Annotated in this window: 21 protein-coding genes; 1 reads left to right on the top strand and 20 read right to left on the bottom strand. The window is 66.6% G+C overall.

The genetic code is table 11. The features are described from left to right. The first annotated feature begins 45 nt into the window (after positions 1 to 45). Complete coding sequence (locus AB6L24_RS28835; RefSeq protein ID WP_405659959.1) at positions 46 to 894, top strand: hypothetical protein; 849 nt, start codon at positions 46 to 48, stop codon at positions 892 to 894. Between the two features lie 21 nt (positions 895 to 915). On the opposite strand, the gene truA is transcribed toward AB6L24_RS28835, so the two are convergent. The 20 genes from truA to rplX all read right to left on the bottom strand — a co-directional run bounded on the left by truA (position 916) and on the right by rplX (position 12,744). Beyond that, positions 916 to 1,782 (bottom strand): tRNA pseudouridine(38-40) synthase TruA, encoded by an 867-nt coding sequence (gene truA, locus AB6L24_RS28830; protein WP_405659957.1) that lies wholly within the window; start codon positions 1,780 to 1,782, stop codon positions 916 to 918. A 73-nt stretch (positions 1,783 to 1,855) separates the two neighbouring features. Next, complete coding sequence (gene rplQ, locus AB6L24_RS28825) at positions 1,856 to 2,365, bottom strand: 50S ribosomal protein L17 (RefSeq protein WP_405659955.1); 510 nt, start codon at positions 2,363 to 2,365, stop codon at positions 1,856 to 1,858. A gap of 187 nt (positions 2,366 to 2,552) precedes the next feature. Further along, on the bottom strand, positions 2,553 to 3,575 hold the full coding sequence (locus AB6L24_RS28820; RefSeq protein ID WP_016645160.1) for a DNA-directed RNA polymerase subunit alpha: 1,023 nt from the start codon (positions 3,573 to 3,575) through the stop codon (positions 2,553 to 2,555). A 176-nt stretch (positions 3,576 to 3,751) separates the two neighbouring features. Then, positions 3,752 to 4,156 (bottom strand): 30S ribosomal protein S11, encoded by a 405-nt coding sequence (rpsK, locus tag AB6L24_RS28815; protein WP_003948617.1) that lies wholly within the window; start codon positions 4,154 to 4,156, stop codon positions 3,752 to 3,754. 65 nt (positions 4,157 to 4,221) lie between these two features. Then, positions 4,222 to 4,602 (bottom strand): 30S ribosomal protein S13, encoded by a 381-nt coding sequence (gene rpsM, locus AB6L24_RS28810; RefSeq protein WP_380854180.1) that lies wholly within the window; start codon positions 4,600 to 4,602, stop codon positions 4,222 to 4,224. Between the two features lie 220 nt (positions 4,603 to 4,822). Further along, positions 4,823 to 4,936 (bottom strand): 50S ribosomal protein L36, encoded by a 114-nt coding sequence (gene rpmJ / locus AB6L24_RS28805; protein WP_003948619.1) that lies wholly within the window; start codon positions 4,934 to 4,936, stop codon positions 4,823 to 4,825. A 59-nt stretch (positions 4,937 to 4,995) separates the two neighbouring features. Continuing rightward, positions 4,996 to 5,217 carry a translation initiation factor IF-1 gene (gene infA, locus AB6L24_RS28800; protein ID WP_003948620.1) on the bottom strand — a complete coding sequence of 74 codons (222 nt, stop codon included), beginning with the start codon at positions 5,215 to 5,217 and terminating at the stop codon, positions 4,996 to 4,998. 182 nt (positions 5,218 to 5,399) lie between these two features. Further along, on the bottom strand, positions 5,400 to 5,549 hold the full coding sequence (locus AB6L24_RS28795; RefSeq protein ID WP_405659949.1) for a hypothetical protein: 150 nt from the start codon (positions 5,547 to 5,549) through the stop codon (positions 5,400 to 5,402). Between the two features lie 106 nt (positions 5,550 to 5,655). Further along, positions 5,656 to 6,492, bottom strand: a complete 837-nt coding sequence (map, locus tag AB6L24_RS28790) for a type I methionyl aminopeptidase (protein WP_405659947.1) — start codon at positions 6,490 to 6,492, stop codon at positions 5,656 to 5,658. Positions 6,493 to 6,591: 99 nt separating this feature from the next. Beyond that, positions 6,592 to 7,245, bottom strand: coding sequence for an adenylate kinase (locus AB6L24_RS28785; protein WP_030359012.1), 654 nt, complete (start codon positions 7,243 to 7,245; stop codon positions 6,592 to 6,594). Next, positions 7,245 to 8,558 carry a preprotein translocase subunit SecY gene (gene secY / locus AB6L24_RS28780; RefSeq protein ID WP_380854184.1) on the bottom strand — a complete coding sequence of 438 codons (1,314 nt, stop codon included), beginning with the start codon at positions 8,556 to 8,558 and terminating at the stop codon, positions 7,245 to 7,247. The genes AB6L24_RS28785 and secY overlap by 1 nt, the downstream gene beginning before the upstream one ends. A gap of 252 nt (positions 8,559 to 8,810) precedes the next feature. After that, positions 8,811 to 9,266, bottom strand: a complete 456-nt coding sequence (rplO, locus tag AB6L24_RS28775; RefSeq protein WP_289946941.1) for a 50S ribosomal protein L15 — start codon at positions 9,264 to 9,266, stop codon at positions 8,811 to 8,813. A gap of 2 nt (positions 9,267 to 9,268) precedes the next feature. Then, a complete protein-coding gene (gene rpmD, locus AB6L24_RS28770; protein WP_005481207.1) occupies positions 9,269 to 9,451 on the bottom strand; it encodes a 50S ribosomal protein L30 in 183 nt (60 codons plus the stop codon). A gap of 2 nt (positions 9,452 to 9,453) precedes the next feature. Further along, complete coding sequence (rpsE, locus tag AB6L24_RS28765; protein WP_005313527.1) at positions 9,454 to 10,059, bottom strand: 30S ribosomal protein S5; 606 nt, start codon at positions 10,057 to 10,059, stop codon at positions 9,454 to 9,456. A gap of 38 nt (positions 10,060 to 10,097) precedes the next feature. Next, positions 10,098 to 10,481 (bottom strand): 50S ribosomal protein L18, encoded by a 384-nt coding sequence (gene rplR, locus AB6L24_RS28760; RefSeq protein WP_030359015.1) that lies wholly within the window; start codon positions 10,479 to 10,481, stop codon positions 10,098 to 10,100. Between the two features lie 3 nt (positions 10,482 to 10,484). Next, positions 10,485 to 11,024 (bottom strand): 50S ribosomal protein L6, encoded by a 540-nt coding sequence (gene rplF / locus AB6L24_RS28755; protein ID WP_030359016.1) that lies wholly within the window; start codon positions 11,022 to 11,024, stop codon positions 10,485 to 10,487. Positions 11,025 to 11,048: 24 nt separating this feature from the next. Then, positions 11,049 to 11,447 carry a 30S ribosomal protein S8 gene (gene rpsH, locus AB6L24_RS28750; RefSeq protein ID WP_030359017.1) on the bottom strand — a complete coding sequence of 133 codons (399 nt, stop codon included), beginning with the start codon at positions 11,445 to 11,447 and terminating at the stop codon, positions 11,049 to 11,051. A 225-nt stretch (positions 11,448 to 11,672) separates the two neighbouring features. Then, positions 11,673 to 11,858: a type Z 30S ribosomal protein S14 gene (locus AB6L24_RS28745; protein WP_003956452.1), complete on the bottom strand. Its 186-nt coding sequence runs from the start codon at positions 11,856 to 11,858 to the stop codon at positions 11,673 to 11,675. A gap of 5 nt (positions 11,859 to 11,863) precedes the next feature. Further along, positions 11,864 to 12,421: a 50S ribosomal protein L5 gene (gene rplE, locus AB6L24_RS28740; protein WP_030359018.1), complete on the bottom strand. Its 558-nt coding sequence runs from the start codon at positions 12,419 to 12,421 to the stop codon at positions 11,864 to 11,866. Continuing rightward, positions 12,421 to 12,744, bottom strand: coding sequence for a 50S ribosomal protein L24 (gene rplX / locus AB6L24_RS28735; protein WP_016645174.1), 324 nt, complete (start codon positions 12,742 to 12,744; stop codon positions 12,421 to 12,423). The genes rplE and rplX overlap by 1 nt, the downstream gene beginning before the upstream one ends. Between the last annotated feature and the right edge of the window lies 1 nt (position 12,745).

Below are 12,745 nucleotides of genomic sequence, written 5' to 3'. Positions count from 1 at the left end.
CAACCCCGGCTCAACATCCCCACCGCCCCGTCTAAGATGCGGCCCATGAGCTTTGGGCAAGGGGGACCCCAGTGGGGTCCGGGGGGCTCGCAGACCCCCGACTGGGCGGCGCTCGCCGAAGCGTCCGAGGCACGTGCCCGCCGCCGCAAGTGGCTGATGATCGGCGGCGGCGCGCTCGCCACGATCGGCGTCGCCGCGGCCGTCGCCGTCGCCGTCGTCTCCGCGAACAGCGACGACGCCACGGCCTCGAACAAGCCCGCGAGCGAGCTGCCCACCAGCGCGGACATCCCCGGTGCCAGCGACTCCCCCGAGCCGTCCTTCGAGGCGACCACGCCCCCGCCCCCGCCGGACCCGAAGGACTACATCTCCAGCGCGAAGAAGGACAAGGCCCCGCTGAGCCCGGAGTCCTTCTTCCCGGGCACGAAGCTGACCTCCGGCGAGCGCGTCTACAAGAAGGGCGCGACGGCGAGCACCAAGAAGTGCGCCTCCGTCGCCCAGCCGGTTCTGGCCAACGTCCTGACGAAGAACAAGTGCACCGAGGTGCTGCGCGCCACCTACGCCCGCAAGGGCATCGCGGTCACCGTCGGCGTCGCCGTCTTCGATACCGAGGCACAGGCCAAGAAGGTCAAGCGGCAGGCCGACAAGGGCCTGGTCACATCCCTGCCCGGCAAGGGCGTGTCCGGCTTCTGCCGTACGACGGTCTGCCGCGGCACGTACAACGCGTACGGCCGTTACGCGTACTTCACGACGACCGGCTTCCTGAACGGCAAGGACGTCACGGAGAAGGACCGCAAGGCGTACGAGGTCGGCGACGACCTCGCCCGCTTCACGTTCCACCAGATCACCCGCCGCGGCGAGGCCCAGGCCTCGGCGGCGGCGAACAACCCGGAGTAGCCCCGCCCGCCGCCGGCCGCCTCAGCAGCACCCCGCCGCGCCCGCGGCCCCGGGCAGCGTCCGCTTGTTCCGCGCCTCCACGCTCCGCGCCGCGAGCAGCTCGTCGGCCGGATAGCCGACCTCTTCGAGGGTCAGCCCGTGCGGCCGCACCACGTGCACGGCGGAGTCCCGCACCCCGGCGGCGAGCACCTTGCCCGGCCAGTCCGTCGGCCGGTGCCCGTCCCCCACGAACAGCATCGCGCCGACCAGCGACCGCACCATGTTGTGGCAGAAGGCGTCGGCCTTCACGGTCGCCTCGATGATCCCGTCCGGACGCCGCTCCCAGCGCAGCTCCTGGAGCGTACGGATGGTCGTCGCACCCTCGCGCCGCTTGCAGTACGCGGCGAAGTCGTGCTCCCCGAGCAGCGCCTTCGCGGCGGTGTTCATGGCGTCGACGTCGAGCGTCCAGTCGTGCCACAGCACGTGCCCGCGCAGCAGCGGGTCGACGCCCCCGGGGTGATCGGTCACCCGGTACGCGTACCGCCGCCAGATCGCCGCGAACCGTGCGTTGAACCCGGCCGGCGCCTCCTCGACCCTCCACACCCGCACATCGTGCGGCAGCCGCCCGGCGAGCCGCCGCAGCAGCTTCTCCCGGTGCTCGGCCCACAGCGCCTCCGGCAGATCGACGTGCGCGACCTGCCCGCGCGCGTGCACCCCGCTGTCGGTCCGCCCGGCCACCGTCAGCTCGTACGTCTCCTTGGACCGCGTGACCGTACGCAGGGCGTCCTCGATCTCGCCCTGGACGGTCCGCTGCCCGTCGCGCTGCTTGGCCCACCCGGAGAAGTCCCGGCCGTCGTACGACAGGTCCAACCGCACCCGGACGAACCCGGGCTCCACTTCGTCACTCACACCGCAATCCTCTCAGGCATGCGAAAGCGGGCCCGCCCCGAAGGGCGGACCCGCTTCACAGCAAGGCAGAGCCTCAGGCGTCCTTGGACTCGCCCTCGGCCGGCTTCGCGTCCTCGACGACCTCGTCGGACTTGGCCTCGACGGCCTCGTCCTTCTTCAGGGCGTCTTCCTTGACGGCACGCTTGGTGGCCGCCTCGGCCTCACCGGTGGCCTGCTGGGCCACGGTCAGGGCCTCCACCAGCTCGATGACGGCCATGGGCGCGTTGTCGCCACGGCGGTTACCGATCTTGGTGATGCGGGTGTAGCCACCCGGGCGGTTCTCGTAGCGCGGGCCGATCTCCGTGAAGAGCGTGTGCACGATGCTCTTGTCGGTGATCACGGACAGCACCTGGCGGCGGTTGTGAAGGTCGCCCTTCTTCGCCTTGGTGACCAGACGCTCCGCGTAGGGACGCAGACGACGGGCCTTGGCCTCGGTGGTGGTGATGCGGCCGTGCTCGAAGAGCTGCTTGGCAAGGTTCGCCAGCAGAAGCTTCTCGTGCGCGGCACTGCCGCCCAGACGGGCACCCTTGGCGGGCTTCGGCATGGTGTTACTCCTTGTGATCTGCCCCGGCCGTACTAGGTACCGAGGTCAGTGTCCGAGCAGGCGGTCGCCCGTCGGAGATCCGGACCGAGCCCCGCAGGGGCGAGTCCGGAAGGGGCGCGGGGAACTGCGCGACAAGCCACAGCGCACCCGCACCCGCACCCAAGATCCGGCAAAAAGCGCCGAGCTCTTAGTACTGCTCGGTCTCGACGAAACCGGCGTCCGCGTCGTCGTCGGCGCCGAAGGCGTCCGCGGCGGCGGTCGGGTCGAACCCGGGAGGCGAGTCCTTCAGGGCCAGGCCCATGCCGTTGAGCTTCATCTTGACCTCGTCGATCGACTTCGCACCGAAGTTGCGAATGTCGAGCAGGTCCGCCTCGGAGCGGGCGACGAGCTCGCCCACCGAGTGGATGCCCTCGCGCTTGAGGCAGTTGTACGACCGAACGGTGAGCTCGAGCTCCTCGATCGGCAGCGCCAGATCAGCGGCGAGCGCGGCGTCCGTCGGGGACGGACCCATGTCGATGCCCTCGGCGTCGATGTTGAGCTCGCGGGCCAGACCGAACAGCTCGACCAGGGTCTTGCCGGCGGACGCCATGGCGTCGCGCGGGCGCATGGCCTGCTTGGTCTCGACGTCGACGATCAGCTTGTCGAAGTCGGTGCGCTGCTCGACTCGGGTGGCCTCGACCTTGTAGGTCACCTTGAGGACGGGCGAGTAGATCGAGTCGACCGGGATCCGGCCGATCTCCTGGCCGACCTGCTTGTTCTGCACGGCGGAGACGTAGCCGCGACCGCGCTCGACGGTCAGCTCCATCTCCAGCTTGCCCTTGCCGTTGAGCGTGGCGAGGACGAGGTCGGGGTTGTGCACCTCGACACCGGCCGGGGGCGCGATGTCGGCGGCGGTGACCAGACCCGGGCCCTGCTTGCGCAGGTACATCACGACCGGCTCGTCGTGCTCCGAGGAGACGACCAGCTGCTTGATGTTCAGGATGAGGTCGGTGACGTCTTCCTTGACGCCCGGCACGGTGGTGAACTCGTGCAGGACACCGTCGATGCGGATGGACGTGACCGCCGCACCCGGGATCGAGGAGAGCAGGGTCCGGCGCAGGGAGTTGCCGAGGGTGTAGCCGAAGCCCGGCTCCAGCGGCTCGATGACGAACCGGGAGCGGAACTCGTCGACGACCTCTTCGGTCAACGAGGGACGCTGAGCGATCAGCATGAAGTGATTCCTTCAGTCAGGGGCACCCACTATTTGATGCCCTGAGGTAGTACAAGGGTACGGGCGGTACGGCCCGAAGGAGCCGTACCGCCCGGCTGTTCCTATGTGGGGGACAACCCCCACACCCCCGGCCGAAAAAGCACGGGGACAGCAAAAGCCCTGAGAAGTGCCGTGCGTCAGACGCGGCGGCGCTTGGGCGGACGGCAGCCGTTGTGCGGCGTGGGGGTGACGTCCTGGATCGAGCCGACCTCGAGGCCCGTGGCCTGGAGGGAGCGGATCGCGGTCTCACGGCCGGAGCCGGGACCCTTGACGAAGACGTCGACCTTGCGCATGCCGTGCTCCTGGGCGCGACGGGCAGCCGACTCGGCGGCCATCTGCGCGGCGAACGGCGTGGACTTGCGCGAGCCCTTGAAGCCGACGTGGCCGGCGGAGGCCCAGGAGATCACGTTGCCGGTCGGGTCCGTGATGGACACGATCGTGTTGTTGAACGTGCTCTTGATGTGGGCGTGCCCGTGAGCGACGTTCTTCTTTTCCTTGCGGCGCACCTTCTTGGCAGCGCCCTGACGACCCTTGGGGGGCATCTATTACTCCTACGGGAGGTGGTCGGTCCTGCAGCGTCAGCTGTCGATAGACCGCTGAGCGAGGACTACTTCTTGCCCGGCTTCTTCTTGCCGGCGATGGCGCGACGCGGGCCCTTGCGGGTGCGAGCGTTGGTGCTGGTGCGCTGACCGCGGACGGGCAGGCCACGGCGGTGACGCAGACCCTGGTAGCAGCCGATCTCGACCTTGCGGCGGATGTCGGCCTGGATCTCGCGACGGAGGTCACCCTCGGTCTTGATGTTCTGGTCCACGTACTCGCGGATCTTGACCAGGTCCTCTTCGGACAGGTCGCGAACGCGGGTGTTGCGGTCGATCTCCGTGGCGTCCAGCGTCTGCTGGGACAGCGTCCGGCCGATGCCGAACACGTAGGTGAGGGCGACCTCGATGCGCTTGTCGCGCGGGAGATCGACTCCTTCAACGCGTGCCATTCATGGCTCCTGTTGATACTCGGAGGTCTTCAGCAGAACCGCTCCCAACCGCCGTTCCCCTCCGGTGGAGATTCACCGGGAAGAGTCGGTACGAACTGGGTCCCCGGCCTCCGAGCCGGGGGTGTCGCCCTCCATTACCGCTGTGGACCTGAAGAGGGACGGGTCCTGCACATGTGCTGTTACGTGCGTCGCGCGAAAATCTGCGAGTGCAGTACGTGCGTCAGCCCTGGCGCTGCTTGTGGCGCGGGTTGTCGCAAATGATCATGACCCGGCCGTGACGGCGGATCACCCTGCACTTGTCGCAGATCTTCTTGACGCTCGGCTTGACCTTCATGGGTGTGAGGTTCTCCGGGTCAGTGCCACCACCCCGCAGGAGCGGGATGCGGGCAAGATCTACTTGTACCGGTAGACGATCCGGCCACGCGTCAGGTCGTACGGAGACAGCTCCACCACGACCCGGTCGTCAGGGAGGATGCGGATGTAGTGCATGCGCATCTTGCCGCTGATGTGTGCCAGGACCTGGTGGCCGTTCTGGAGCTCCACCTTGAACATGGCGTTCGGAAGAGACTCGACGACAGTGCCTTCGATCTCGATGGCACCTTGCTTCTTGGCCACGCTTCGCCCTTCGAATCGACTACCTTGATCGACTCTGTGAGCGTTACGCAGACATGCGAATGCACGAGAGCCGACGCGTCAGTCTACGTCAGTGCACTCGGAAAGACGAATCGGGTATGACTGCCCGCCAACGAAGATCCTTAAGCAAGGGCACGGTCAGGGGGCCGACGCGACCGGCGACGTCAGGCCAGCGGGTCAGGCGCCGCCGTGATCCCGTACTCCGCCAGCTTCGCCTTGCCACCGTCGGGGGCCGTCAGGACCAGCGGACCCTGCTCGGTCAGCGCGACGGAGTGCTCCCAGTGCGAGGACCAGGTGCCGTCCGTGGTGATCACGGTCCAGTCGGACCATTCTCCAACGCCCTCCTCGCGGGCTCGGCGCCGGGGGCGCCTCACAAGCTTCGAAGGGCTGCGCCGGACTCCGTCCGACGGTCGGCTCGCCTCAGCCCAGCGGATCCGGCGCCGCCGTGATCCCGTACTCCGCCAGCTTCGCCTTGCCACCGTCGGGGGCCGTCAGGACCAGCGGACCCTGCTCGGTCAGCGCGACGGAGTGCTCCCAGTGCGAGGACCAGGTGCCGTCCGTGGTGATCACGGTCCAGTCGTCCTCGAGGACCTCGGTCTTGGCGGTGCCGAGGGAGACCATCGGCTCGATGGCCAGGCACAGGCCGGGGACCAGCTTGGGGCCGCGGCCTCGGCGGCGCTCGACGTAGTTCAGGAGGTGCGGGTCCATGTGCATCTCGGTGCCGATGCCGTGGCCGCCGTAGTCCTCGACGATGCCGTACTTGCCGCGGGCCGGGCGGGGCTGGCGGCGGATGTAGGTCTCGATGGCGCGGGAGATGTCGACGAGCCGGTTGCCCTGCTTCATGGCCGCGATCCCGGCCCACATCGACTCCTCGGTCACCCGGGAGAGCTCGACAAGCTCGGGCGCGTGCCCGCTGCCCACGAAGGCGGTGAAGGCCGCGTCGCCGTGCCAGCCGTCGATGATCGCGCCGGCGTCGATCGAGATGATGTCGCCGTCCTGGAGGACCACGTCCTCACTCGGGATGCCGTGGACGACGACCTCGTTCTTCGAGGTGCAGATGGTCGCGGGGAAGCCGCCGTACCCGAGGAAGTTCGACTTGGCGTCGTGCTCGGCGAGGACCTTGCGGGCCACGTCGTCCAGGTCCTTGGTGGTCGCCCCCGGGACCGCTGCGGCACGCGTCGCCTTGTGGATGGCGGCGACGACAAGCCCCGCCGCCCGCATCTTCGCGACCTGCTCGGGAGTCTTGATCTGCACCATCGCGCTTCCGCTCTCCGTCTTCCTGCAACCGTTGGATACAACAACACTACGGCCGCGGCGCCCAGGACGGGCACCGCGGCCGAAGCGACGTACTGATGACTACTTGTCGCCCTTGAGGGCGTCCATCGCGCGCTTCGTGACCTCGTCCACCTTGCCGAGCGCGGAGATCGTGACGACCAGACCCTGGGTCCGGTAGTAGTCGATGATCGGCTCGGTCTGCGTGTGGTAGACCTCGAGGCGCTTGCGGACGGTGTCCTCGCTGTCGTCCTCGCGCTGGTACAGCTGGCCGCCGCAGACGTCACAGACGCCTTCCTGCTTCGGCTGGGAGTACGTCACGTGGAAGACGTGGCTGGAGTCCTTGCGGCAGATCCGACGGCCCGCGATCCGCTTGACGACCTCGTCCTCGGGGACCTCGAGGTCCAGGACCGCGTCCAGCTTCACGTCGTCGGCCTTGAGCGCCACGTCGAGCGCCTCGGCCTGCGAGACGTTCCGCGGGAAGCCGTCGAGCAGGAAGCCGTTCTCCGCGTCGGGCTGCGCCATCCGGTCCTTGGCCATCCCGATGGTGACCTCGTCGGGGACCAGGTTGCCCGCGTCCATGTAGGACTTGGCCAGCTTGCCGAGCTCGGTCTGCTTACTGATGTTGGCCCTGAAGAGGTCGCCCGTGGAGATGTGCGGGATCGACAGGTTCTTGGCAAGGAACGCAGCCTGCGTTCCCTTGCCGGCACCGGGCGGCCCGACTAGGACGATACGCATCAGCGGAGGAACCCTTCGTAGTTGCGCTGCTGGAGCTGGCTCTCGATCTGCTTCACGGTCTCCAGACCCACACCCACGATGATGAGGATGCTCGTCCCGCCGAAGGGGAAGTTCTGGTTCGCGCCGAAGCCCACCAACGCCATCGTTGGCACAAGAGCGATCAGACCCAGATACAGCGAGCCCGGCCACGTGATCCGGTTGAGTACGTAACTCAGGTACTCAGCGGTCGGTCGGCCAGCCCGGATGCCCGGGATGAAGCCACCATACTTCTTCATGTTGTCCGCGACTTCCTCCGGGTTGAAGGAGATCGCCACGTAGAAGAAGGCGAAGAAGACGATCAGGACGAAGTAGGTGACGATGTAAATCGGGTGGTCACCCTTGGTCAGGTTCTGCTCGATCCAGGTCTTCCACCCGGCCTGCCCACCCGCGAACTGGGCGACGAGAGCCGGGATGTAGAGCAGCGACGAGGCGAAGATCACAGGGATGATGCCCGCCTGGTTGACCTTCAGCGGGATGTACGTCGACGTACCGCCGTAGGACCGGCGACCGATCATGCGCTTCGCGTACTGCACCGGGATGCGCCGCTGTGCCTGCTCGACGAAGACGACCAGGCCGACCATGAACAGACCGACCAGGATCACGGTGCCGAACTCGATCCAGCCACCGGCCAGGTCGCCCTGCTTCTTGATGCCCCAGAGGGCGGCGGGGAAGGTCGCGGCGATCGAGATGAACATCAGGATCGACATGCCGTTGCCGATGCCGCGGTCGGTGATGAGCTCGCCGAGCCACATCACACAGGCGGTGCCCGCGGTCATGGTGAGCACCATCGTGATGGTCACGAAGATCGACTGGTCGGGAACGATGTCCGAGGCGACCGAGCAGCCGCTGAACAGCGTGCCGGTGCGGGCGGTGGCGACGAGGCCGGTGCCCTGCAGGATGGCGAGCGCGATGGTCAGATAGCGCGTGTACTGCGTGATCTTGGCCGTGCCGGCCTGGCCCTCCTTCTTGAGGGCTTCCAGGCGCGGGATCACCACGGTCAAGAGCTGCAGGATGATGCTCGCCGTGATGTACGGCATGATGCCGAGCGCGAAGATCGTGATCTGCAGCAGTGCGCCACCACTGAACATGTTGACCAGACCGAACAGGCCCTGGTTGGCGTTCGCCTGGTCAATGCACTTCTGGACATTCGTGTAGTCGACGCCGGGAATCGGTACATGCGTACCGAGCCGGTAGATCACGATGATGCCGAGCGTAAAGAGCAGCTTCTTGCGCAGGTCGGGCGTCTTGAACGCCCGGGCGAACGCGGTGAGCACGGTGCCTCCTGCGACCCCCGCGCTACTGCGTCAGAGGTGACGGTGGTGAGTCCGACGGATAAGTACGTAACTTGCAGCGAGTAAAACAGGCAAGAACCGCGCGCCCTGTCGCGAGGACAGACCGCGCGGAAAGTAACAGTGCACGCCACCTTACCGGCGACCGTGCCCCCCTTGGAACGACCAACCGGGGATGCCCCTTTTGTGGGGCATCCCCGGTCGGGATCGCTCAAGTCATCGAGACGCCTGGGAAATTCAGACGAGCTCGGTGACGGTACCGCCGGCGGCGGTGATCTTCTCCTTGGCGGAGCCGGAGACGGCGTCAACCGTCACCTGCAGCGCCACGGTGATCTCACCCTGGCCGAGGACCTTGACAAGGCTGTTCTTGCGAACGGCGCCCTTGGCGACCAGGTCGGCCACCGTGACCTCGCCACCCTCGGGGTAGAGGGAGGCGAGCTTGTCCAGGTTGACGACCTGGAACTCGGTCTTGAACGGGTTCTTGAAGCCCTTGAGCTTCGGGAGACGCATGTGGAGGGGCATCTGCCCGCCCTCGAAGCGCTCCGGAACCTGGTAACGGGCCTTGGTGCCCTTGGTACCACGACCGGCCGTCTTACCCTTCGACGCCTCACCACGACCGACACGGGTCTTCGCGGTCTTGGCACCGGGGGCGGGACGGAGGTTGTGGATCTTGAGCGGGTTGTTCTCCGCCATGATCAGTCGACCTCCTCGACCGTCACGAGGTGGCGGACGGTGTGCACCATGCCGCGGAACTCGGGACGATCCTCCTTGACGACCTGCGTGTTGATGCCCTTGAGACCAAGGGAGCGCAGGGTGTCGCGGTGGTTCTGCTTGCTACCGATGTACGACTTCGTCTGCGTGATCTTGAGCTGAGCCATGATTACGCACCCGCTCCCGCACGCGCACGCAGGAGAGCCGCGGGGGCGACGTCCTCGAGGGGCAGACCGCGGCGGGCCGCGATCTCCTCGGGACGCTGCAGGCCCTTGAGGGCCGCCACGGTCGCGTGCACGATGTTGATCGCGTTGTCGGAGCCCAGGGACTTCGACAGGATGTCGTGAACGCCGGCGCACTCGAGCACGGCACGCACCGGGCCACCGGCGATAACACCGGTACCGGGGGAAGCAGGCTTCAGCAGGACGACGCCCGCGGCCTTCTCACCCTGGATGGGGTGCGGGATGGTGCCCTGGATACGGGGGACCTTGAAGAAGTGCTTCTTGGCCTCCTCAACACCCTTGGCGATGGCGGCCGGCACCTCCTTGGCCTTGCCGTAACCGACACCCACGGTGCCGTCACCGTCACCCACCACGACGAGCGCGGTGAAGCTGAAGCGACGACCACCCTTCACAACCTTGGCGACGCGGTTGATCGCGACAACGCGCTCAACGTATGCGGTCTTCTCGGCGGCAGCAGCGCCACCGTCACGGCCCTTCCGGTCCCGCCGCTCGCCGCCACCGGCACCGCTTCCACGGCGCTGGGGTCCAGCCATTGGATTACCTCTCTCTTTCCGCTAGCTACGGAAGCGGCTCAGAACTTGAGCCCGGCTTCGCGGGCGGCGTCCGCCAGGGCGGCGATGCGCCCGGCGTACTGGTTACCACCACGGTCGAACACGACAGTCTCGACACCGGCGGCCTTGGCGCGCTCGGCGACCAGGGCGCCGACCTGCTTGGCCTGCGCGGACTTGTCGCCCTCGCCACCGCGGATCGAAGCGTCCAGGGTGGACGCCGACGCCAGGGTGTGACCCTTCACGTCGTCGATCACCTGGGCGACGATGTTGCGGTTGGAGCGCGTCACGACCAGGCGCGGACGCTCGGCCGTACCGGAGATGTGCTTCCGGATACGAATGTGACGGCGCTTGATGGCAGCACGCTTGTAAGCGTCGCCCTTAGCAATCTTGACACCGTATGCCATGGCTTACTTACCCGCCTTTCCGACCTTGCGGCGGATGACTTCGCCCTCGTACTTGACGCCCTTGGCCTTGTACGGGTCAGGCTTGCGCAGCTTGCGGATGTTGGCCGCAACCTCGCCGACCTTCTGCTTGTCGATGCCCTCGACCGAGAACTTGGTCGGCGACTCGACCTTGAACGAGATGCCCTCGGGCGCCTCGATCAGGATCGGGTGGCTGTAGCCGAGCGAGAACTCCAGGTTGGAGCCCTTCGCCAGGACGCGGTAACCGACACCGCTGATCTCGAGCTTCTTCACGTAACCCTGGGTCACACCGGTGATCATGTTCGCCACCAGCGTGCGGGACAGGCCGTGCAGGGCCTTGTTCTGACGCTCGTCGTTGGGACGGGTGACGTTCAGAACGCCGTCCTCGCCCTTAGCGATCTCGATCGGCGCGACAACGGTGTGGTTCAGGGTGCCCTTGGGGCCCTTCACCGAGACCGTCTGCCCGTCGATGGTGACGTCCACGCCGGCGGGAACCGTGATGGGGAGCTTGCCAATACGCGACATAGCTGTTTCCTCCGTTCCCTTCCGCTACCAGACGTAGGCGAGGACTTCCCCACCCACGCCCTTCTTGCCCGCCTGCTGGCCGGTGAGCAGACCGTGCGACGTGGAGATGATCGCCACGCCCAGGCCGCCGAGCACCTTCGGCAGGTTGGTGGACTTCGCGTACACGCGCAGACCCGGCTTCGAGATCCGCTTGATGCCCGCGATGGAGCGCTCACGGTTCGGCCCGAACTTGAGCTCGAGAACGAGGTTCTTGCCGACCTCGGCGTCCTCGACCTTCCAGCCCGTGATGAAGCCCTCCTGCTGGAGGATCTCCGCGATGTGCGACTTGATCTTGCTGTGCGGCATCGCCACGGAGTCGTGGTACGCCGAGTTCGCGTTCCGCAGACGCGTAAGCATGTCTGCGATCGGATCAGTCATGGTCATGAATTGGCCTTCGGCCTCTCTCGCCGGGGTTTCCTGTATGCGCCATCCCTCTCCCCACTCAGTGGCGGGACGGGTGCGGCACGGGGACCTACGGCGTAGTAAGTCGTACGAGGGCGGCAGGCGCCCAACCACACAAGCCTAAGGCATGTGCGGTGGGCCACCCACCAACCTCATTGCTTACCGAGAGCGTCTGGTAATCCCTAATGTCCCAAGGACAGAGGGGAGTTACCAGGAGCTCTTGGTCACGCCCGGCAGCTCGCCACGGTGAGCCATCTCACGAAGGCACACGCGGCAGAGGCCGAACTTGCGGTACACGGAGTGCGGGCGGCCGCAGCGCTGGCAGCGGGTGTACGCACGCACACCGAACTTGGGCTTACGAGCAGCCTTGGCAATCAGAGCCTTCTTCGCCATCTCGCTTACGCCTCCTTGAACGGGAAGCCGAGGTGACGGAGAAGGGCACGGCCCTCAGCGTCGTTGGTCGCCGTGGTCACCACGGTGATGTCCATACCCCGGACGCGGTCGATCTTGTCCTGGTCGATCTCGTGGAACATGACCTGCTCCGTGAGACCGAAGGTGTAGTTGCCACGGCCGTCGAACTGCTTGGGGGACAGGCCGCGGAAGTCGCGGATGCGCGGCAGCGCGAGCGACAGGGTGCGGTCCAGGAACTCCCACATGCGGTCGCCACGGAGCGTGACGTGGGCACCGATCGGCTGGCCCTCACGCAGCTTGAACTGCGCGATGGACTTCCGGGCCTTGGTGATGGCCGGCTTCTGACCGGTGATCGTGGTCAGGTCACGGACGGCACCGTCCATGAGCTTGGAGTCACGGGCGGCGTCGCCGACACCCATGTTGACCACGATCTTGACGAGGCCGGGAACCTGCATGACGTTCTCGTACTTGAACTCGTCACGCAGCTTGCCCGCGATCTCCTCGCGGTACTTCGTCTTGAGACGCGGAGTCGTGGTGGTAGCCATCAGATGTCCTCACCCGTCCGCTTGGCAACGCGGATCTTGTTGCCCTCGTCGTCGAAGCGGTAACCGACACGCGTGACGACCTTGTTGCCGTCCTTCTCCACGACCAGCTGGACGTTGGAGACGTGGACGGGGGCCTCGGTGGTCACGATGCCGCCGGCCTGCGAACCGCTGGCGGTCGGGCCGGCCTTCGTGTGCTTCTTGACCCGGTTGACACCCTCGACCAGGACGCGCTCGTCGCGCGGGTAAGCGGCAATGACCTTGCCCTGCTTGCCCTTGTCCTTACCGGTGATGACCTGGACCAGGTCGCCCTTCTTGATCTTCATG

Origin of the sequence: Streptomyces sp. RK9 (assembly GCF_045070545.1) — a bacterium.
GTDB lineage: Bacteria > Actinomycetota > Actinomycetes > Streptomycetales > Streptomycetaceae > Streptomyces > Streptomyces alboflavus.
Note: the sequence above shows the minus strand (reverse complement) of the source record. Positions and strands in the feature narration are given on the sequence as shown.